This window comes from Corynebacterium breve (assembly GCF_030252165.1).
Taxonomy (GTDB): Bacteria; Actinomycetota; Actinomycetes; order Mycobacteriales; family Mycobacteriaceae; genus Corynebacterium; species Corynebacterium breve.
The window spans coordinates 652,282-670,358 of sequence record NZ_CP126969.1; the positions used below are offsets into that span (position 1 = coordinate 652,282).

Annotated in this window: 16 protein-coding genes; 12 read left to right on the forward strand and 4 right to left on the reverse strand. The window is 57.1% G+C overall.

Annotation, left to right across the window (positions count from 1 at the left end; translation table 11 throughout):
* The first annotated feature begins 143 nt into the window (after window positions 1-143).
* The 4 genes from QP027_RS03290 (at window position 144) to QP027_RS03305 (ending at window position 7,183) form a co-directional block, all read left to right on the forward strand.
* Complete coding sequence (locus QP027_RS03290) at window positions 144-1,964, forward strand: BCCT family transporter (RefSeq protein ID WP_432418603.1); 1,821 nt, start codon at window positions 144-146, stop codon at window positions 1,962-1,964.
* A 66-nt stretch (window positions 1,965-2,030) separates the two neighbouring features.
* Window positions 2,031-3,887 (forward strand): methionine--tRNA ligase, encoded by a 1,857-nt coding sequence (metG, locus tag QP027_RS03295; protein ID WP_432418604.1) that lies wholly within the window; start codon window positions 2,031-2,033, stop codon window positions 3,885-3,887.
* A gap of 1 nt (window position 3,888) precedes the next feature.
* Window positions 3,889-5,061 (forward strand): MFS transporter, encoded by a 1,173-nt coding sequence (locus tag QP027_RS03300; protein WP_284825966.1) that lies wholly within the window; start codon window positions 3,889-3,891, stop codon window positions 5,059-5,061.
* Between the two features lie 28 nt (window positions 5,062-5,089).
* The gene (locus QP027_RS03305) at window positions 5,090-7,183 is read left to right on the forward strand and encodes a RecQ family ATP-dependent DNA helicase (protein ID WP_284825967.1); all 2,094 of its coding nucleotides are present in this window, start codon (window positions 5,090-5,092) and stop codon (window positions 7,181-7,183) included.
* 15 nt (window positions 7,184-7,198) lie between these two features.
* On the opposite strand, the gene QP027_RS03310 is transcribed toward QP027_RS03305, so the two are convergent.
* Both QP027_RS03310 and QP027_RS03315 read right to left on the reverse strand, forming a co-directional pair.
* The gene (locus QP027_RS03310; RefSeq protein ID WP_284825969.1) at window positions 7,199-7,786 is read right to left on the reverse strand and encodes a cyclase family protein; all 588 of its coding nucleotides are present in this window, start codon (window positions 7,784-7,786) and stop codon (window positions 7,199-7,201) included.
* Window positions 7,783-8,172 carry a DUF3806 domain-containing protein gene (locus QP027_RS03315; protein WP_284825970.1) on the reverse strand — a complete coding sequence of 130 codons (390 nt, stop codon included), beginning with the start codon at window positions 8,170-8,172 and terminating at the stop codon, window positions 7,783-7,785. Before QP027_RS03315 ends, QP027_RS03310 begins: the two co-directional genes overlap by 4 nt.
* Before the next feature lie 23 nt (window positions 8,173-8,195).
* Between QP027_RS03315 and QP027_RS03320 the strand changes: the two genes are divergently transcribed.
* The 4 genes from QP027_RS03320 (at window position 8,196) to QP027_RS03335 (ending at window position 12,297) form a co-directional block, all read left to right on the forward strand.
* A complete protein-coding gene (locus QP027_RS03320) occupies window positions 8,196-9,032 on the forward strand; it encodes a TatD family hydrolase (protein ID WP_284825972.1) in 837 nt (278 codons plus the stop codon).
* Window positions 9,033-9,234: 202 nt separating this feature from the next.
* The gene (locus QP027_RS03325) at window positions 9,235-10,440 is read left to right on the forward strand and encodes a resuscitation-promoting factor (RefSeq protein ID WP_284825973.1); all 1,206 of its coding nucleotides are present in this window, start codon (window positions 9,235-9,237) and stop codon (window positions 10,438-10,440) included.
* A gap of 11 nt (window positions 10,441-10,451) precedes the next feature.
* The gene (gene rsmA, locus QP027_RS03330; RefSeq protein ID WP_284825974.1) at window positions 10,452-11,318 is read left to right on the forward strand and encodes a 16S rRNA (adenine(1518)-N(6)/adenine(1519)-N(6))-dimethyltransferase RsmA; all 867 of its coding nucleotides are present in this window, start codon (window positions 10,452-10,454) and stop codon (window positions 11,316-11,318) included.
* Entirely contained in the window at window positions 11,305-12,297 is a 993-nt protein-coding gene (locus QP027_RS03335; RefSeq protein ID WP_284825975.1) for a 4-(cytidine 5'-diphospho)-2-C-methyl-D-erythritol kinase, read from the forward strand. Before rsmA ends, QP027_RS03335 begins: the two co-directional genes overlap by 14 nt.
* 16 nt (window positions 12,298-12,313) lie before the next feature.
* On the opposite strand, the gene QP027_RS03340 is transcribed toward QP027_RS03335, so the two are convergent.
* Window positions 12,314-13,567, reverse strand: coding sequence for a hypothetical protein (locus QP027_RS03340; RefSeq protein WP_284825976.1), 1,254 nt, complete (start codon window positions 13,565-13,567; stop codon window positions 12,314-12,316).
* Window positions 13,568-13,656: 89 nt separating this feature from the next.
* Between QP027_RS03340 and QP027_RS03345 the strand changes: the two genes are divergently transcribed.
* The 4 genes from QP027_RS03345 to ppk2 all read left to right on the forward strand — a co-directional run bounded on the left by QP027_RS03345 (window position 13,657) and on the right by ppk2 (window position 17,407).
* On the forward strand, window positions 13,657-15,459 hold the full coding sequence (locus QP027_RS03345) for an ABC-F family ATP-binding cassette domain-containing protein (RefSeq protein ID WP_284825977.1): 1,803 nt from the start codon (window positions 13,657-13,659) through the stop codon (window positions 15,457-15,459).
* A gap of 62 nt (window positions 15,460-15,521) precedes the next feature.
* The gene (locus tag QP027_RS03350) at window positions 15,522-16,067 is read left to right on the forward strand and encodes a hypothetical protein (RefSeq protein WP_284825979.1); all 546 of its coding nucleotides are present in this window, start codon (window positions 15,522-15,524) and stop codon (window positions 16,065-16,067) included.
* Between the two features lie 28 nt (window positions 16,068-16,095).
* Window positions 16,096-16,422 (forward strand): putative quinol monooxygenase, encoded by a 327-nt coding sequence (locus QP027_RS03355; protein WP_284825981.1) that lies wholly within the window; start codon window positions 16,096-16,098, stop codon window positions 16,420-16,422.
* 88 nt (window positions 16,423-16,510) lie between these two features.
* Window positions 16,511-17,407, forward strand: a complete 897-nt coding sequence (ppk2, locus tag QP027_RS03360) for a polyphosphate kinase 2 (protein ID WP_284825983.1) — start codon at window positions 16,511-16,513, stop codon at window positions 17,405-17,407.
* On the opposite strand, the gene QP027_RS03365 is transcribed toward ppk2, so the two are convergent.
* Window positions 17,404-17,964: a DNA-3-methyladenine glycosylase gene (locus tag QP027_RS03365; RefSeq protein WP_432418618.1), complete on the reverse strand. Its 561-nt coding sequence runs from the start codon at window positions 17,962-17,964 to the stop codon at window positions 17,404-17,406. The two genes, ppk2 and QP027_RS03365, sit on opposite strands and share 4 nt — an antisense overlap.
* Window positions 17,965-18,077 lie beyond the last annotated feature (113 nt).

Genomic DNA, 18,077 nt, shown 5'->3' on the forward strand with positions numbered 1-18,077 from the left:
ATATCCGAGCCGCGATCAGTCGTTTGTACTGCAGTCTATACGGGTAACAAATGGGTAACGGAGCAGGTTTTGCGAGGTCAAAGATCGTATGAAACTGTGTGTTGGCTTTGAATCGGCTCCGGATTTCCACCACGCTGTAGGTTATGGAGTACAAAGACCCGCTAGAAAATAGCAATGAAGAGTCTCCCGTTACTTCAGAAGTCGGGGACTACCACACGATTAAAGATCAGCTCGAGGAAGCTTCGGCGACCAGCCAGCTAGCCGCGATGATTGAGGCGGACGCGCAGTTGGATGCTGGCAGCACCGCAGTTGAAGCTCCCATTGAACTGCTTGCCGACGACGAGAACGCAAAGATTGACTGGTCCATCGTCATCCCGCTGGTAGCGATCGTCATCGGGATGGTTACCTGGGGCCTCGCGGGCGCTGAGAGTTTCAGCGCGTTCGCGAATACCGCGTTCGGCTGGGTCATCGAAAACCTGGGTTGGGCGTTTGTCCTTTTCGGAACGATATTCGTCGTGTTTGCCCTCGTCGTGGCGCTATCAAGGTTCGGTTCAATTCGCCTTGGTGCGGTGGACGAGCAACCCGAGTTCCGTACTGTGTCATGGATTGCCATGATGTTCGCGGCAGGCATGGGCATTGGCCTAATGTTCTACGGTGCTTCAGAGCCGTTAGCCTTCTACCTCGACGGCGTACCTGCGCACGAGCCGCACGAAGTGGGCACCGCTATGGCCCAGACTATGTTCCACTGGACTTTGCACCCTTGGGCTGTCTACGCAATCATTGGCCTAGCTATTGCCTATTCGACTTTCCGCGTAGGCCGCAAACAGCTTTTGTCTAGTGCATTCGTCCCCCTTATCGGTCAAAAGCGAGCTAACGGTTGGTTGGGCAAAATCATTGACGGTCTTGCAATTTTCGCGACTATTTTTGGCACCGCATGTTCTTTGGGTCTCGGCGCTCTGCAGATTTCTTCAGGCCTGCAAGCTTCCGGTTTTGTGGATTCGCCCTCGAAGCAGCTCACTCTAGGAATTGTCGCTGTATTGACTCTGGCATTCCTGCTGTCCGCGATGTCCGGCGTGGGTAAAGGTATTCAGTACATCTCCAACTTCAACATGGTGATCGCAGCAGTTCTCGCGATCTTCGTATTTATTGTTGGTCCCACCGTCAACCTGCTCAACCTGCTGCCTACCTCGATCGGTGCCTACTTGGCGCAGTTCTTTGAGATGGCATCGCGCACCGCGGCGTCCGCAGACGGTACCGCTGGTGAGTTCCTCGGAGGCTGGACCATCTTCTACTGGGCCTGGTGGATTTCTTGGTCTCCATTCGTGGGGATGTTCTTGGCTCGTATTTCCCGAGGTCGCTCGATCCGCGAGTTCTTGCTCGGTGTGCTCCTAGTTCCGACGGGAGTGTCCACTGTGTGGTTCGTCATCTTTGGTGGCACCGCCATCTTCATGGAACAAAACGGCCAGTCGATTTATGCTGACGGAAACTCGGAACAGCAGCTGTTCAACCTGCTACACAATCTTCCAGGCGGCCAGATCATGGGCATTTTCGCAGTAATTCTGCTTGGAACCTTCTTCATCACCTCTGCGGACTCCGCATCGACTGTTATGGGCTCCATGAGCCAGAACGGCAAATCCGATGCAAAGCCGTGGCTTTCAGCCCTCTGGGGAATCGGTACTGCCACGGTCGGCCTGACGCTGCTGATTTCGGGCGGCGACGAGGCACTGAACTCCCTGCAATCCGTCACCATTGTCGCAGCGACCCCATTTCTATTGATCCTGATCCTGCTGATGTTCGCCATCCTCAAGGATTTGCGCAACGACGTGATTTACCTGGATCAACGCGAGCAGGAACGTTTCAGTCGCCAGCTCGCCATCGAACGTCGTCTCCACCGCGAGGCCGCTTATGCGGAAGAGCAAAAGGCTCGTCGACGCAAGCTGCTGTCGTCGAAAAGCAATAAGTAAAAGCCTGTACTAGCTTTTCGATGTTCTAACCCGGCTCCACGTCAACCAGATGTGGAGCCATAACTTATGCTAGGACTCATGACTAATTCCACCGCGCAGAATATTCTGGTGTGCGTCGCTTGGCCGTACGCCAACGGCCCACGCCACATTGGCCACGTTGCAGGGTTCGGCGTTCCGTCGGACGTTTTTGCTCGTTACCAGCGAATGGTGGGAAACAATGTGCTGATGGTCTCCGGCACCGACGAGCACGGAACACCTCTGCTGGTGCAGGCCGACAAAGAAGGAGTCACCGTCAAGGAACTGGCGGATCGCTACAACCGTCAGATTGTTGAAGACCTCGCAGGCCTAGGCCTGTCCTACGATCTGTTCACTCGCACCACAACCCGTAACCACTACGCAGTTGTGCAGGAGCTGTTCAAGGGCCTGTACGCCAATGGCTACATGATTAAAGAGACCACTCACGGTGCGATTTCTCCTTCCACAGGCCGTACCTTGCCGGACCGCTATATCGAAGGAACCTGTCCGATTTGTGGCGCGAAGGACGCACGAGGCGATCAGTGTGACAACTGCGGCAACCAGCTTGATCCATTTGAACTGATCGAACCACGATCGAAGATTAACGGTGAAACGCCGGAGTTCATCGAGACCGAGCACTTTATGCTCGATCTTCCAGCACTTCACGATGCGCTAAAGGAGTGGCTCGAAGGCCGCGAAGACTGGCGCCCGAACGTCTTGAAGTTCTCGCTGAACCTGCTCGAAGACATGCGTCCACGCGCAATGACTCGCGATATCGATTGGGGTATTCCGATCCCTGTCGAGGGATGGGAAGACAACGCCAGCAAGAAACTCTACGTGTGGTTCGATGCCGTGGTCGGATACTTGTCTGCCTCGATTGAGTGGGCGGCACGCTCCGGCAACCCTGAAGCCTGGAAGACCTGGTGGCAGGACCCCGAGTCCACATCGTTCTACTTTATGGGCAAGGACAACATCACTTTCCATTCCCAGATCTGGCCGGCTGAGCTGCTGGGCTACGCGGGTAAAGGTGCAAAGGGAGGGGAGACTCACACCTACGGCGAGCTGAACTTGCCTACCGAGGTCGTATCGTCCGAGTTCCTCACGATGAGTGGTTCCAAGTTCTCCTCATCTAAGGGCGTCGTAATCTACGTGAAGGACTTTTTGAAGGAATTCGGGCCCGACCCACTGCGCTACTTCATTGCAGTGGCAGGCCCGGAGACAAACGACACCGACTTCACCTGGGACGAGTTTGTCCGTCGCATCAACAACGAGCTTGCAAATGGCTGGGGCAACTTGGTGAACCGCACCGTCAGCATGGCGCACAAGAACTTCGGCGAGGTGCCTTCCCCGGGCGAGCTTCAGGACGCAGACAAGTCGATCCTCGACCTTGCCGAGCGCACGTTCACAGAGGCCGGCGAGGAGCTTGCCGCGGCGAAGTTTAAGAATGCCGTCGGCAAAATCATGCACGTTGTTGGCGAAGCAAACGCCTACATTGCAGATCAGGAGCCATGGAAGTTGGCGAAGGAGGAGGACCAGCGCGAGCGCCTCGCTACTGTTTTGTGGACTGCACTACAAGTTGTGTCGGACTGCAACACCATGCTGACCCCATTCCTCCCACATACTGCGCAGGCGGTTCACGAAACCCTCGGACGCGAAGGCGTCTGGGCGGCTGCGCCGCGTATCGACGAAGTCGTGGACGACGCTGAGCTTGAACTCGTCGGTGTGGGCCTGCCGGAAGAGGGCCAGTCTTACCCAGTGATCACCGGAAATTACCGTGAGCAGCAGGCGGTGTGGGCCCGCGTTGAGGTGGCTCCGGGAACGGTCCTGTCGAAGCCGAAGCCACTCGTCGCTAAGCTAGAGCCGGAATTGGGCCAGACTGGCCCAGAGTGGGCACCGGTACAGGAGTAGAATGCAAGCGTTGTTGTTGTTTGTGGCGGTGTTCTCCGCCGCGATCAACCTCCGCGCTGGAATTTCTTCGGTGGGAGCAGTTCTCAACGAAGTTCTTGTCGATCTCAACGCGCCGGCATCTGTCGCAGGAATCATCACCGCAATGCCTGGTGCGTTCTTCTGCATCATGGGCCTATGCGCTGTGCCTTTGGCAAGGCGAGTGGGTACGACCCCGACGATTCTTGGCGGCGCCATCCTCACAGCGCTGGGCTTGGCAATCCGTCCCTTTAGCGAGGCTATAGGTCTATTTCTTGTGTGCACCGTGGGCGTGGTCGGCGGCATCGCAGTGGCTAACGTGTTATTGCCAGCCTGGATCAAGCAGCACGGTATCAAGCATATTCTAGCCCTGACCATGGTGTATTCAGGTGCGCTCGGACTCTCGGGCGCTGTGGGACCATTAACTGCCTTGTTGTCTGATTCGTGGCGCTCCGCTTTGGGATTGTGGGCATTCCCCGCTGCACTCCAGGTACTCGTCTGGTTGATCGTTCTGTTTTATGTCAAAGTGGACGTACCCCGTGCGGGTGCGCAAACGGCGGATCTCGCAGGAAGCATGTGGCGCTCGCCTACGGCAGTGGCTTTGATGTTGTTTTTCGGACTCCAATCGATGAACGGATATATCGAAATGGGCTGGCTCCCGAAAATTCTTGTCGATGCCGGTGTTGCACCGGGAGTCGCTGCGATCGGGCTTTCGATCATTGGTTTCTCGGGTGCAGTCGGCGGGCTTCTCCTACCCACCGTGATTGCGCGCGTGAAGTCTTTGACCCCCTGGGTGATCGCTTTCGGCGGGCTCACCGCACTCGGCTGGCTCGCCCTCCTCGTGGCGCCGGCTGTTGCACCGTTGACGTGGTCACTGGTGCTCGGCGTTGGAGGTTGGTGCTTTCCGCTCGCCATCGGCTTGATTCCTTCGCGCACGAGGTCGCCGTTGGTCACCGCGAAGCTGTCGGGGTTTGTTCAGCCCTATGGGTACGTTATTGCAGCGCTTGGCCCGCTGCTGGTGGGGATTGCGTACGAGCAATTGCAGTCGTTTGCACCGATCTTGGTGGTGCTAATCCTGCTCGCGGTGCTCATGGGTTTGGTAGGCATTCGTGGCGCGCGCAGCATCTATATCGACGATGAACTTGCAGCTCAACGCTAATGTCGAAGCTCCTTGCTAGCGTGAAAGCATGAACGTAACTACTCCAGCCACTCGCCACGAGGCCGATCAACTTCTCAAACTTATCGCGGGGGAGCATGCGGTACTTCGCGACGATCAGTGGACCGCCATCGATTCCCTTGTAAACGGTCAACGACGCATGTTGGTCGTACAGCGAACGGGCTGGGGAAAATCAGCGGTGTACTTCATCGCGGCTAAGCTTCTGCGCGCTCGCGGTGCAGGAGCCTCGGTAATCATATCGCCACTGTTGGCACTGATGCGTAACCAAGTAGAGGCTGCGTCTCGGGCGGGGATCACAGCTGCCACGATCAACTCCGCCAACATGACGGAGTGGGAAGACATCCAAGTCCAAGTGGGGCGAGGCGAGGTGGACGGCTTGCTCATTAGCCCGGAGCGTCTTAACAGCCCCGACTTCCGCGACCAAGTCTTGCCACAGTTGGCGCACACCGTGGGCATGGTGGTAGTCGATGAAGCGCACTGTATTTCCGACTGGGGCCATGACTTCCGCCCTGACTACCGCCGGATCAAGACCTTGCTTGATGATCTCCCCGCCAACACCCCCGTATTGGCCACTACTGCGACGGCGAATGACCGAGTTGTTGCCGATGTTGTCGCACAGCTCGGGCCGGCAACTGGAGTGCTGCGCGGAGGACTCGATCGAGAATCCCTTTCCTTGTCAGTGATCACGTTGCCGGACTCGACGCACCGGGCAGCTTGGATCGCATCCGCGCTGGGTACACTTCCAGGCTCAGGCATCATCTATTGTCTGACCGTTGCAGCGGCAGAGGATCTCGCCGACGCTCTTGAAGTAGCAGGGTGGAATGTCGCAGCCTACACTGGGCGCACCGAAGCGACAGAACGCGAAGAGCTGGAGCAAGCCCTCATTGGCAACCAGCTGAAGGCGCTCGTTGCTACAAGCGCCTTAGGAATGGGATTTGATAAGCCGGATCTAGGCTTTGTCGTGCATCTCGGTGCACCGAGTTCGCCGATTAGCTACTACCAGCAGGTAGGGCGCGCCGGGCGAGGGACCGACCATGCTGAAGTAATTCTCCTTCCAGGTCCCGCGGACAAGGAAATATGGGAATACTTTGCCAGCGTCTCGATGCCAGACGAACAGGCTGTCCACCAGTTACTAAAGGCCTTGTCAGACGAGCCTTTAAGTACAGCGAAACTGGAGAACTTCGTCGACCTTTCGCGCTCCCGTATAGACCAGGCGCTCAAAGTTCTTGACGTCGACGGGGCTGTGAATCGAGTCCGGGGAGGCTGGGTGTCCACGGGTGCGCCGTGGGTCTACGACCGCGAACGTTACGCGGGTCTTGCCGCAGCGAGACACAGCGAGCAGAAGGCGATGGTGGATTATCAAGACACTGCGAAGTGTAGGATGACATTCCTCCGGGCCCAACTTGATGATCCAACTTTGGCTCCTGGCGAAACTTGCCAGAGATGCGACAACTGCACCGGTCAGCGCCGGTCCTTATCAGTCGATCCAGCAATGGCCGAACGCGTCGATTCACGATTGCGTGCACCTGGCATCCGATTGACTCAGCGCAAGATGTGGCCGACGGGTTCAGTACGCAAGGGCAAGATCAAGGGCGTGCTGCCTGGACGGGCGCTTGGCCGGCTTAACGATATCGCGCGTGGGCCAGCCTTGGCTGAGTTGCTCTCGTCATCCACATGGCGGCCTGACACTGATTGGCGAAACGACGATTGGCTGCGTCGCATCGTCGCAGTCCTGGCGGATTGGGACTGGGACACAAGGCCTCGGACAGTCGTAGCGTTGGGTAATGCCGATCCCGCCCGTCACGACCTGATAGTTGCGCTGGCACATGCTGTCGCATCGGTGGGCCACATGGAGTTTGGCGGTGTTATCACCACGCGTGGCGCAGCTGTCACCGCACACAACTCGGCATTTCGTGTCAACGGATTGGCCTCCCATTTTGACCTCAGCGGTGTCAACATAAGCCAAGGTCCAGTCTTACTAGTCACCGACGTAGTTGATACCGGATGGTCGGTGACAGTCGCAGGCGCCGATTTAGCACAGCGGTTCTCTACGGAGGGGTTCTCTACGGAGGTGTTGCCGTTTGCGCTCGCAGCGCAAGGGTAGGCGCGGGCATGCCCTTTACTGATCGTCCCAGAGGGCATACACACGTGCAGGAAAGGAGCCTGCATTAGATAACTTGGGTACGCCGACGAAGATGTGCGCGCCTTCGCGAGGCACTCGGTCAAGGTTTGTTAATGATTCCACTTGCCAATGCCCATTTCGCAGCCAGAATTGCTGGCCGGGGAAGTGGCCATCGAATGCAAATTCTGCAGGATCCGTATTCATCGTGTCGTGTCCGACGGCGGCAACGCCCCGCTTGTGAAGTACCCGAAGTTGTTCGAGGCTCCACCCAGGCGCAGCGGGGTCGGTGAGCGCACAGCCAGTGTGCAAAGCGACAAACGTCCCCGGGGCAATGTGGTCAACCGAGTCGCCGGGGCGAATGACAAACAGGGCCAAAAGTGGCTGAACTATTTCTAGCCCGGGAAGAGTGTGATGCACATGTCGCGGGGTATCCACGTGGGTTCCGGTTGGGCCGACCAATTCGATGTGGTCGATCAGAAAACCGTCATCAGGGTAAACGGTGTGCAGAATTGGTGGATCGGAAGGAAACCGGGGCTGGTCAGCGTCCAGTGGGCGCGATAGATCAACGAGGTGCTGCGGAATCATCCGATAAACCGCTCGACGAATGTGGTTAGCTTTCCTGGCTCTTCATCGTCAAATCGGGCATCGACGACGACCAATGGGGCAGTGTATTTCGATCCATCTGCACTGGCGACGATCAGGTCCGTCCCGAAGTCATCCTCCAGGATTTGCCACGAGAATCCGAGTTCTCGGCAGAATGCATCTCCCAGTGCTGTTCCGTAGACTCGCGCTGTTTCACCGCGTTGAAATTCGCGTTGTAGATCCGGATCGAGGCTTAAGAAATGTGTGAGGTCGTGTTCAAAAGAGGTGACGATTTCGTCCACCGAGCCGTTGATTCCACGGCCAGCGGCTTCGGCGAGATCACGGGTGATTTGTAGTTGGGTGGCATCGTCGATAAGCGAAAAGGACATGCTTGAAGTCTAGGCTGGATGCCATGTCGAAGAAGAAGCCGCGCCCCACACCTGTTCCTGCACAACCGATTCCAGGCTTGATAGATGCGCACACTCACCTCGCGAGCGCGAGGGCGCGCACGAAGGACGAAGTCGATGCGATCGTCGCGCGAGCAGCAGATGCAGGAGTCGAACGGATCTGCACCGTCGGCGACGGCCTAGCTGAGGCTGAACTTGCACTCCAAGCTGCGCATTTCAATGAGAAAGTGTGGGCCGCCTGCGCCATCCACCCAACGCGAGCCCATGAGCTTGACGACGACACACGCCAGCGATTGCAGGAGATGGCGCGGGATGAGCGTTGCGTTGCGGTGGGGGAGACCGGCATCGATACCTACTGGTTGCAACATGATCCTGATGGGACAGCTCCACTGGAAATACAGGAGGAGGCCTTTCGTTGGCACATCGATCTGGCGGTGGATTCGGGCAAGACGCTGATGATTCACAATCGCGAGGGTGATGAAGAGATGATGCGCATCTTGGCAGACTCACCACGGCCGAAGGAAGTGATTCTGCACTGCTTTTCTTCGCCGAAGGAAGTAGCGCGTGAGGCGATTAAGCGTGGCTACGTTCTGTCTTTTGCAGGCAATATTACGTTTAAGCGCAATGCCGAATTGCGTGAGATTGCTGCCCTTACTCCGGCGGGTCAGCTGTTGATCGAAACAGATGCACCATATATGACTCCAGAGCCGTTTCGAGGGGCTCGTAACGAACCTGCTCTCATCGGATATACCGCCCTGTGTGTTGCAGAATCTCGGGGAACTTCGGTGGAGGAAATTACCTCCGAGCTGGGCGAAACCTTCGCCCGCGTTTATAGGGTGTGAGGAAAGTCACAAATGTGTTTGTGCAGGGGGCTTGTTTCGCATGTGAAAGGCGTTATTGGTGTTGCATTGTGGAATCGTTTCGGGGGTGACGATCTGGAAAATAACAGACTGTTATCGTATCGTTATTCGCAGTGATTATGGATCGCCGTATCGATCCGTTCGTTTTCTTGCCCCCGATCAATTTTGAGGACACCGATTTACTATGTCGTCTAAGCGGATTAACAAGTTCACCTCCTTGCCAGTACGTATCGCAGCAGGTGGTGTCTTGGGCACCCTCGCCGTTGGAGGCATCGCAGTAGCGGGCGCATCACAGAAGGATGTCGTCGTCGACGTCAACGGACAGCAGCAGAAGCTGACCACTTTCTCCGGCGACGTCGAGGGCGCGCTTGAGGCAGCCGGCGTGAAGGTTGGCACCGAGGACCTCGTCTACCCGGCTCCTTCCGAGAAGCTTGCCGACGGCACCACCGTGACCGTTCGCACTGCAAAGCCAGTTGCCGTCGTCGTTGATGGCGAAGAGAAGACCCTGACTTCCACTGCGTCTACCGTTGGTGACTTGGTCAACGAGTTGGACGGTGTGAATCCTGGTTCCGCTTTCGACGCTGATCTTGATGCACCGGTTACCGAGGGCCTGAAGCTCGACGTTGTCACCCCGAAGATCGTTGCGATCAACGATGGCGGAAACGTTACCTACACATCCGCTGCAAAGAAGACTGTTGGCGAGCTGCTTTCTTCCCGTGGCGTCACCGTCGACTCCTTCGACCGCGTCACCCCGTCGCTGGACACCCCGGTTTCTGCGAACCAGGAAATCAAGATCGACCGAGTCGATGTGAAGGAAACCGCAGAGAACGTCACCTTTGCAGCACCAGCAGAGTACGTAGATGATGCCGAGCTGGAAAAGGGCACCGAAGAGGTCCGTGAAGAGGGCGAAAAGGGCGAAAAGCGAATTGTCAACCGCGTGACCATTGTCAACGGCAAGGTCGAGTCCGAAGAGGTTGTTTCCGAAGACGAGATTCGCGCAGCAAAGCCAGCAAAGATTGCACGTGGCACCAAGGCGCCAGTTCAGACCGTCACCGCGGCCGACACCAGCAGCTCCGAATCTTCTGAAAGCTCGGCACCAAGCACCTCGGGCAACACTGGAGCTCCAGCACCTGCAGTAGCAGGTGGCTCTGTATGGGACTCCCTGGCGCAGTGTGAGTCTGGCGGAAACTGGTCCATTAACACCGGCAATGGCTACCAGGGTGGCCTGCAGTTCTCCCCATCCACCTGGGCTGCATACGGTGGCACCGCATATGCTCCTACTGCCGACCAGGCAACCCGCGAGCAGCAGATCGCCATCGCTGAAAAGACCCAAGCTTCCCAGGGCTGGGGCGCATGGCCTGCCTGCACCGCTAAGTTGGGCATCCGCTAATCTCGGAGTCTATGACCACTTCTGACTCCCACCTGCTAGGCCCTGTAGAGATCAGGGAGCTGGCAGCCGAATTGGATGTCACTCCGACGAAGAAGCTTGGCCAAAACTTCGTCCATGACCCAAACACGGTTCGTCGCATTGTTGCGGCAGCTGACCTCTCTCCCGATGATGTGGTGATTGAGGTCGGGCCGGGTTTGGGTTCTTTGACGCTCGGGCTCGTTGACACTGTGGAGCGCGTTATCGCGGTAGAAATTGACCCGCGACTAGCAGGACGCTTGGCTCAGACAGTCAATGAGCGTGCAGCGGACTATGCCGAGCGACTCGACGTGATCAACATCGATGCGCTGAAGGTCACTGCCGAAGATCTTCCAGCAGCGCCGACTGCATTGGTAGCGAACCTGCCCTACAACGTTTCAGTGCCCGTACTCCTGCACTTGTTGGAGGAATTTCCTACGATCCGGCGGGTCCTCGTTATGGTGCAAGCTGAGGTTGCCGATCGACTTGCCGCCGCTCCAGGATCGAAAATCTACGGAGTGCCCAGCGTCAAGGCTTCTTTCTACGGTGAAGTCACACGCGCAGGTGCCATTGGCAAGAACGTGTTCTGGCCCGCACCAAAGATTGAGTCAGGCCTAGTTCGCATCGACGTGCAAGACATGGGGTGGTCGCGTGATCTGCGCCCCAAGGTATTTCCGCTTATCGACGCGGCATTTGCGCAACGTCGCAAGACACTTCGGGCATGCCTCACAGGTATTTATGGCTCTGGCGCATCAGCTGAAGAAGCGCTACGCAAAGCCGATATCGACCCTGGAATCCGTGGCGAGAAGCTCGATGTTGCCGATTACGTTCGACTAGCGCAGGTGAGCCATGTCGGATTTTAAGCTCGAATTCGCAGCCCGCGCCTACGGCAAGGTGAACCTTCACTTGGGGGTGGGCGAGGCGCGCGATGACGGTTACCATGAGCTAGCCACAGTCTTTCAGGCAGTCGACCGCCCAGAGACTGTCACCTTGCGCGTGAACGGTGAGACGGACCGAGTGCTGGCGGGATCTGTCGTGGAGTCGATGTCTACTACGTTTCACGTCAATGAACCGGATGAAGACATCGATGGACCGAATAACTTGGCTTGGCGCGCAGTCGATGCTGTCGTCGAGCGGTATCGGGATCGTGCGAAGCGTCACGCGGTCGATCTTCCTCGCGTGCGACTCTTCGTCGATAAAACGATTTTCGTAGCAGGAGGTATGGCTGGCGGGTCGGCGGATGCTGCGGCAGCGTTGATTGCAGCGAACGAATACTTGGAATACTGGACAAGTACGTCGCTTACCGACGACGACAATGCCGAGATTGCTTCTTCACTCGGGGCGGATGTTCCGTTTTGTTTGATGGGTGGTACGGCACTCGGTCGGGGAAGGGGCGACAAGCTCGCTCCCATGATGGCGCGAGGAACATACTGGTGGGCGTTTGTCTCGCAGAAAGAAGGCCTGTCCACAGGCAGAGTCTTTGAATATCTGGACGAATTGCGCCACAACGACCCGGCACTGGTTCCGCGCCTAGATACGACGGCGATTGCACGAGCGTTGGTAAGCGGCGAGCCGGCGACTGTTGCCGGGGTACTTCATAATGATTTGCAACCAGCTGCGGTGAAGCTCCACCCGAATTTGCGCAATACCTTGCACGAGGCACGACTTCAAGGCGTATTGCGCGCAATTGTGTCCGGCTCTGGGCCGACAGTAGCCATCTTGTGCGAAAATGAAGAGCACGCACGCAAGACCGTCGATGCTTTGACATCGACGGTGGCGTACGAGGGGTTTGCAGCAAGGGGTCCTGCGCCTGCGGCACACAGTCTCACTGCTGCAACATAGGCGCTAGGCCGCGAAGTTATCCAGTAGCTACTGCCATCTCAACCGGGGCGAAGTCTAGCTCGTGGCGCTGGACTATTTCGTTGTCGAAGAGATCGATAACGATGAGCTCGCGGTTTTCAGCATCGGTGATGTAGGCGTATTCACCGGCTACCTGGAGGATCGGGCCGGGCTTTTGCCACTTTTCTTTCTCTTCCCACGGCTCGATGGCTGCGATGCGTTGGGTGATGTCGCCGGTCTCCTCATCGATCACCGTGAGGTTGCCGTCGTTAGTCAGTACAAGGCCCTCCCCACCGGGGCCACGGCCCAGGGAGCGGAACCAGTAAGTGGAACCCAGTTCGACTTCTTTGACCTCAAGCTTTTCGGTATCGATGAGGGCGATTGAGGTAGGGTGCTCTTGCTCGGCGTCCTCGTCAAGCTTGTTGTCTCCCAACACAATCGGAGAGTTTTCAGCGCCCGCTAGGTTGCCGTTGCGCTGGTATCCATCGGACTTAATCTTGTGAAACTCGCCGTCACGGAAGACAACGGGACCGTCGGTGCAGCCGAAGGCAAACCCTTCGCTGGACGCAGCCTCGCCGTGGATATTAGGGCACTCGGTGGTTTCTGTCAGAGTTTCACCTCGCGCATCAACCTGCCGGATGGTGAATCGCTCATCTTCGTTACCCACGGTGTGGATGAGGGAGTCGTCGGCAAGCGGAATGGCCACGCCGTGGTGTGCCTCGCCTGTGGAGATAGTTCGTGAGGAAGCCTTCGCGTCCGCGATTGCATCTGTCGGGACAACCGTAACTTCGCCGGTCCCGTCGGAGAATAGGGCAGTCGAGCCGTCGTGTGGTACGACGTGTCCAGCCTTTTCGATGTCGTAGGAAACATCGGTGAGGCGTGGCGTTTCTTCGTAGTAGTGGGAGTGTTCGCCGTGTGGCTGGTCGATCAGGCCTGAGTCAAACACGAGGAGCTTGTCGCCCTCTGTAACCATGACGTGGCGACCGTCACCGGCACCGCTGAGTCGGAGGAAGCCGGGGCGATCAACTTCGTTGATGATGTCGCCGGTTTCGGGGTCGATGGTGGTTAGACCGTTGTCATGGGAGAACACGACGCGTGGTTTGAGCTCGGACACTTCGCGGTGCTCGCCCTTGTTGTGTTCATTGTGGCCGGTGTGCTGGTCTGCGGATTCAGGTGCTGCCTCGGTGGGTGCCTTGCCGTTCGTGCACGAGGTGAGAGCTAGGGAGGCCGCAATCAGTGGGACGACGATGAGTCGCTGAGAGTATTTGAACATGCCAGAAAGACTAAACGATAATGAAAACGATTATCAAAAAGTGTGGGTTATTTCCACCCCTCCGAATTCGCCTAAGATAAACAACCATCATGGCAAATCTCATCAGCATGGAAAATGTGTCCAAGACTTGGGGACTCAAGACGCTTCTCGACGAAGTCTCGCTCGGTGTCCAAACCGGCGACAGAATTGGCGTCGTAGGCTTAAACGGTGGCGGAAAAACCACACTTCTCGAGGTTCTCACCGGCATCGAAGAGCCTGACTCAGGGCGCGTTTCACACAACTCGCAGCTGCGCATGGCGGTGGTCACACAGCGCTTCGATCTTGACGACGATCTGACGATCGGGGAAATCGTCGTAGAGCCACTGGGTTTGCAGACATTTGAGTGGGCCTCTAATGCGAAAGTGCGCGAGGTGCTTTCGGGCACCGGGGTTGCCGATCTTGGCCTTGATTCCACTGTGGGCAACCTTTCTGGCGGTGAGCGCCGCCGAGTGAATCTTGCCGCAGCTCTAGTCCAAGACCTTGACCTGATCGTGCTTGATGAGCCTACGAACCACCTCGATGTGGAAGGTGTGCAGTGGCTCGCTGAGCACCTGCTCAACCGTAAGATTGCCATTGTCGTTGTCACGCACGATCGTTGGTTCCTAGACACCGTGGCGAATCTCACCTGGGAAGTCCACGATGGCACCGTCGATGTATATGAAGGCGGCTACAACGACTGGACTTTTGCGCGAGCGGAGCGCGCTCGGCAGGCGGATGCCATCGAGCAGCGCCGCCAGAATCTTGCCCGGAAAGAACTGGCTTGGCTGCGTCGAGGTGCGCCAGCTCGGACCTCGAAGCCGCGCTACCGGATTGAAGCGGCGGAGGTGCTGATCGCGGACGTGCCCGCGCCGCGCGACAAAGTGGAGCTGACCAGCTTTTCTAAGCAGCGTCAAGGCAAGGTTGTGGTTGAGCTTGAAGATGCGCGTATCGATGCTCTAGACGGTCGCACCTTGGTGGATCGCCTGACATGGCGACTCGCACCGGGGGAGCGAATAGGCCTGGTCGGTGTAAATGGTTCGGGTAAGACGACCCTGCTGAAAACACTGGCGGGCGCGCACCCCCTGGCTGCGGGCAAACGTGTCGAGGGCCAAACGGTGCGCATTGGTTGGCTCAAGCAGGAACTTGACGATCTTGATCCAGCCCGCCGGGTTATCGAAGCTGTCGAAGACGTAGCCAACTACGTCACCTTGGGCAAAAAGGAAGTGTCGGCCTCCCAGCTTGCGGAGCGCCTTGGCTTTAGTCCGAAGCGACAGCGGACACCGGTAGGCGATCTTTCGGGTGGCGAGCGCCGCCGTCTGCAGCTCACTCGTGTGCTGATGAGCGAGCCGAACCTCTTGCTTCTCGACGAACCAACCAACGACTTGGATATCGATACCCTCCAGGAGCTCGAAGACCTCCTGGACAATTGGGCGGGCACCCTTGTCGTCATTTCGCACGATCGCTACCTGATCGAGCGCATCGCAGATTCCACGTGGGCACTGTTTGGGGATGGGAAACTGACCAACCTCGTCGGGGGAATCGAAGAGTACCTGCGTCGTCGTGAAGCAATGGGCGGCGCTACCGGTGAACTGGATCTGGGGGAGCGTGACATTGAGCCGCAGGCGCAGAAAATTGGGTTGAGTTCGCAAGAAGAGCGCGAGATCAAGAAGCTGATGAATTCACTTGAGCGGAAAATGGCTAAACTCTCCGATAAAGTCTCTACATTTGAGGAAGAGCTTGCCGAAATTTCAGGTAGCGATGACCCGGACCTGCCTAAACTAACCCAATTGAGCGAAATTCTTGCAGAGGTGCGCGCTGAGCATGAAGTGCTAGAGATGGAATGGCTTGAGCTAGGCGAGAAGCTGGAAGGCTAATCGTTATCGGGATGTGACCAAAATTGCTGTCATACAGGTAAAATACGTGGCACTGTAGACCCATGAAGAAGTTCAGCCGTGCACTTGTTTCTTTAGCCCTTGTGGGATCCGTTATTTTGTCGTCCCTTCCGTTCGCTCAGGCTCAGTCACCAGCGAAGTCTGAGATTCCTAAGGAAGTCATAACCCTTGCGGCGTCATGGGGATTAACGGTTCCTGAGGCTGCCCCAGTCGTAGAAGAAACTCACTATGGGCTTCCTGAGGTCACCGATCCCACTACCGAAGCCGATGCACAGCTGGTCGCGGTAACAGAAGAGCAGCTCACCCGTGAAGGCCACGTTGCCAACGCGGAGGCCAAGGCGATAGCCAACGAGTGGGCCACCCAGGCGGCCCGAGGGGAAGCAACCTTCTACGGTGATGTGGGCAAGGGCACCACACATAATGAAGACGGCACCGGCAACATTTACCGTCTGACTGAGCAGCAAGCGCAGGAGCGCATCGCATGGCTGAGCGGTGGCGTAGTGACCGCCCCAATGGACGGGTACGGCTTCGGCGTAGCGCTCTCTCGCATGGATGGAACCATCTACTTGGTTGAATACTTCCTCTTCTAGGCTCCAAATTTCAGATAGCATCGTTGGCATGATTCTGATTAACGTCCGATTCCTGCCCCTGCCCGAATACGTCGAAAACTTCCGCGAGAAGGTCGCTGAATTTACAGAAGCTTCCCGCGCAGAGGACGGCTGCCTCTTCTTCGACTGGTTCCGCAGCACCGATCGCCCAGACGAGTACATCCTCGTTGAAAGTTTCAAAGACGATGCAGCAGAAGCACATGTAGAGTCTGATCACTTCCGCGCCGCCCAAGAGCTCTTCCCAACGCTGTTGCGTGAAACCCCGACGATCATTAACACGTTGATCCCAGGCAAAACCGAATGGGACGAGATGGCTGAATTTCAGGTGGAAAAGTAGACACTTGAGCCAGCAGAGGGATTACTCCACGGAATAGTGGGGTGATCCCCATTTCTTTTCTGTGAAGCACGCCGGTAACGTAACAACCATGGGACAAAAGAAAACCGCTAAAAAGTCCAGCACAAAGCCACCCAAGCTCTCAAAAGTTGCTTACGAAGCTGAGCTCAAGAGGCTCCAGGCTGAACTCGTCGCAATGCAGCAATGGGTCGTCGAAACTGGTGCTCGCGTTGTCATCGTGATGGAAGGACGCGACGCTGCAGGCAAGGGTTCCGCGATCAAGCGCATCACGCAGTACCTGAATCCGCGAACCTGTCGCGTGGAGGCGCTGCCAAAACCTAATGACCGTGAAAGCGGCCAGTGGTACTTCCAGCGCTATGTTGAAAAGCTGCCAACCGCGGGCGAGATCGTGATCTTCGACCGCTCTTGGTACAACCGTGCCGGTGTCGAGCGAGTCATGGGCTTTTGCACGTCGCAGGAGTACCGTCGCTTCCTTCACCAGGCTCCAATCTTTGAGCGTTTGCTCGTCGAAGACGGCATCATGCTGCGCAAGTACTGGTTCTCTGTGTCGGACGAAGAGCAGTACAAGCGATTCCAGTCGCGTTTGGAAGATCCGCTACGACGCTGGAAGCTCTCGCCGATGGATTTGCAATCGATCACGCGATGGGAGGACTACTCCCGCGCGAAGGACGAAATGTTCGTGCACACCGATATTCCTTCAGCGCCGTGGTACACCGTGGAGTCTGAGGACAAAAAGCGCTCTCGCATCAACGTGATTGCACACCTGCTTTCGACAATCCCATACGAGAAGATCGATCGCCCACTGCCGGAAATCCCGCAGCGGCCAGATTCCGGCGACTACGTGCGCCCTCCACGTGGCGAGTTCCGCTATGTACCGGACTACGCTGCGCGCCTTGAGCAATCCGACGAGGAGAAGGCAGCCAAGAAGGCCGAAAAGACAAAAAAGAACAAGAAGAAGAAAAACTAGTTCTTCGGCCGGCCTCGAAAACGTGAGACTGAAGCGTCGTTGGGAATCCAAAACCTCAACGGCGCTTCTGCGTTTTTCGAGATACCAATTCGAGGACCACGCACCCAGTCGGGTTCCTCGCCTCGTGCATGCAGGTCGATCGCACTGCCATTGTCATCCAAACTCAGCCCCAGTGCCTTGCCCAAATTGCCGGGGCCCTGCGCGAGTTTGGAAGTAGGAATATCGCCGCGACGCTGCTTTGCGACGACCTCACCGGCCACCACCTCGCCAGCGCGCAAGAGACAGCCATGTCCGGTGCCCGGTGGCGCGCACACTATGTTTCCCGCGAGGTGAATCCCATAGGACAGGTATACGTAGAGCCGTCCAGGTGGACCGAACATCGCCGCGTTCCGAGGTGTTGGTCCGCGATAGGTGTGCGCGGCCGGGTCGTCTGTACCGAGGTAGGCTTCGACTTCGGTCAAACGCACCGTCACGCCACCGTGAGTGAGGAAGCACCCCAGCAATTGCGGGGCAACGATATCGGCGGAGGCGGAGAAGTCGATCCCAGCTAGGACCACAATCAGGCCCCGCCACCACCCCCGGTGAGCGGGGTTTTCGCATGTCAAAGCCCAGATTGCCTAATCTTGCAGTTGGACACAAAAGGACAGAAAACCCCGGTTCGTGCCAGACA

Excerpts from the sequence above, each read along its gene's own strand:
- QP027_RS03290 (WP_432418603.1), top strand. The coding sequence starts at position 144 with ATGGAGTACAAAGACCCGCTAGAAAATAGCAATGAAGAGTCTCCCGTT.
- metG (WP_432418604.1), top strand. The coding sequence starts at position 2,031 with ATGCTAGGACTCATGACTAATTCCACCGCGCAGAATATTCTGGTGTGC.
- QP027_RS03300 (WP_284825966.1), top strand. The coding sequence starts at position 3,889 with ATGCAAGCGTTGTTGTTGTTTGTGGCGGTGTTCTCCGCCGCGATCAAC.
- QP027_RS03305 (WP_284825967.1), top strand. The coding sequence starts at position 5,090 with ATGAACGTAACTACTCCAGCCACTCGCCACGAGGCCGATCAACTTCTC.
- QP027_RS03310 (WP_284825969.1), bottom strand. The coding sequence starts at position 7,786 with ATGATTCCGCAGCACCTCGTTGATCTATCGCGCCCACTGGACGCTGAC.
- QP027_RS03315 (WP_284825970.1), bottom strand. The coding sequence starts at position 8,172 with ATGTCCTTTTCGCTTATCGACGATGCCACCCAACTACAAATCACCCGT.
- QP027_RS03320 (WP_284825972.1), top strand. The coding sequence starts at position 8,196 with ATGTCGAAGAAGAAGCCGCGCCCCACACCTGTTCCTGCACAACCGATT.
- QP027_RS03325 (WP_284825973.1), top strand. The coding sequence starts at position 9,235 with ATGTCGTCTAAGCGGATTAACAAGTTCACCTCCTTGCCAGTACGTATC.
- rsmA (WP_284825974.1), top strand. The coding sequence starts at position 10,452 with ATGACCACTTCTGACTCCCACCTGCTAGGCCCTGTAGAGATCAGGGAG.
- QP027_RS03335 (WP_284825975.1), top strand. The coding sequence starts at position 11,305 with ATGTCGGATTTTAAGCTCGAATTCGCAGCCCGCGCCTACGGCAAGGTG.
- QP027_RS03340 (WP_284825976.1), bottom strand. The coding sequence starts at position 13,567 with ATGTTCAAATACTCTCAGCGACTCATCGTCGTCCCACTGATTGCGGCC.
- QP027_RS03345 (WP_284825977.1), top strand. The coding sequence starts at position 13,657 with ATGGCAAATCTCATCAGCATGGAAAATGTGTCCAAGACTTGGGGACTC.
- QP027_RS03350 (WP_284825979.1), top strand. The coding sequence starts at position 15,522 with ATGAAGAAGTTCAGCCGTGCACTTGTTTCTTTAGCCCTTGTGGGATCC.
- QP027_RS03355 (WP_284825981.1), top strand. The coding sequence starts at position 16,096 with ATGATTCTGATTAACGTCCGATTCCTGCCCCTGCCCGAATACGTCGAA.
- ppk2 (WP_284825983.1), top strand. The coding sequence starts at position 16,511 with ATGGGACAAAAGAAAACCGCTAAAAAGTCCAGCACAAAGCCACCCAAG.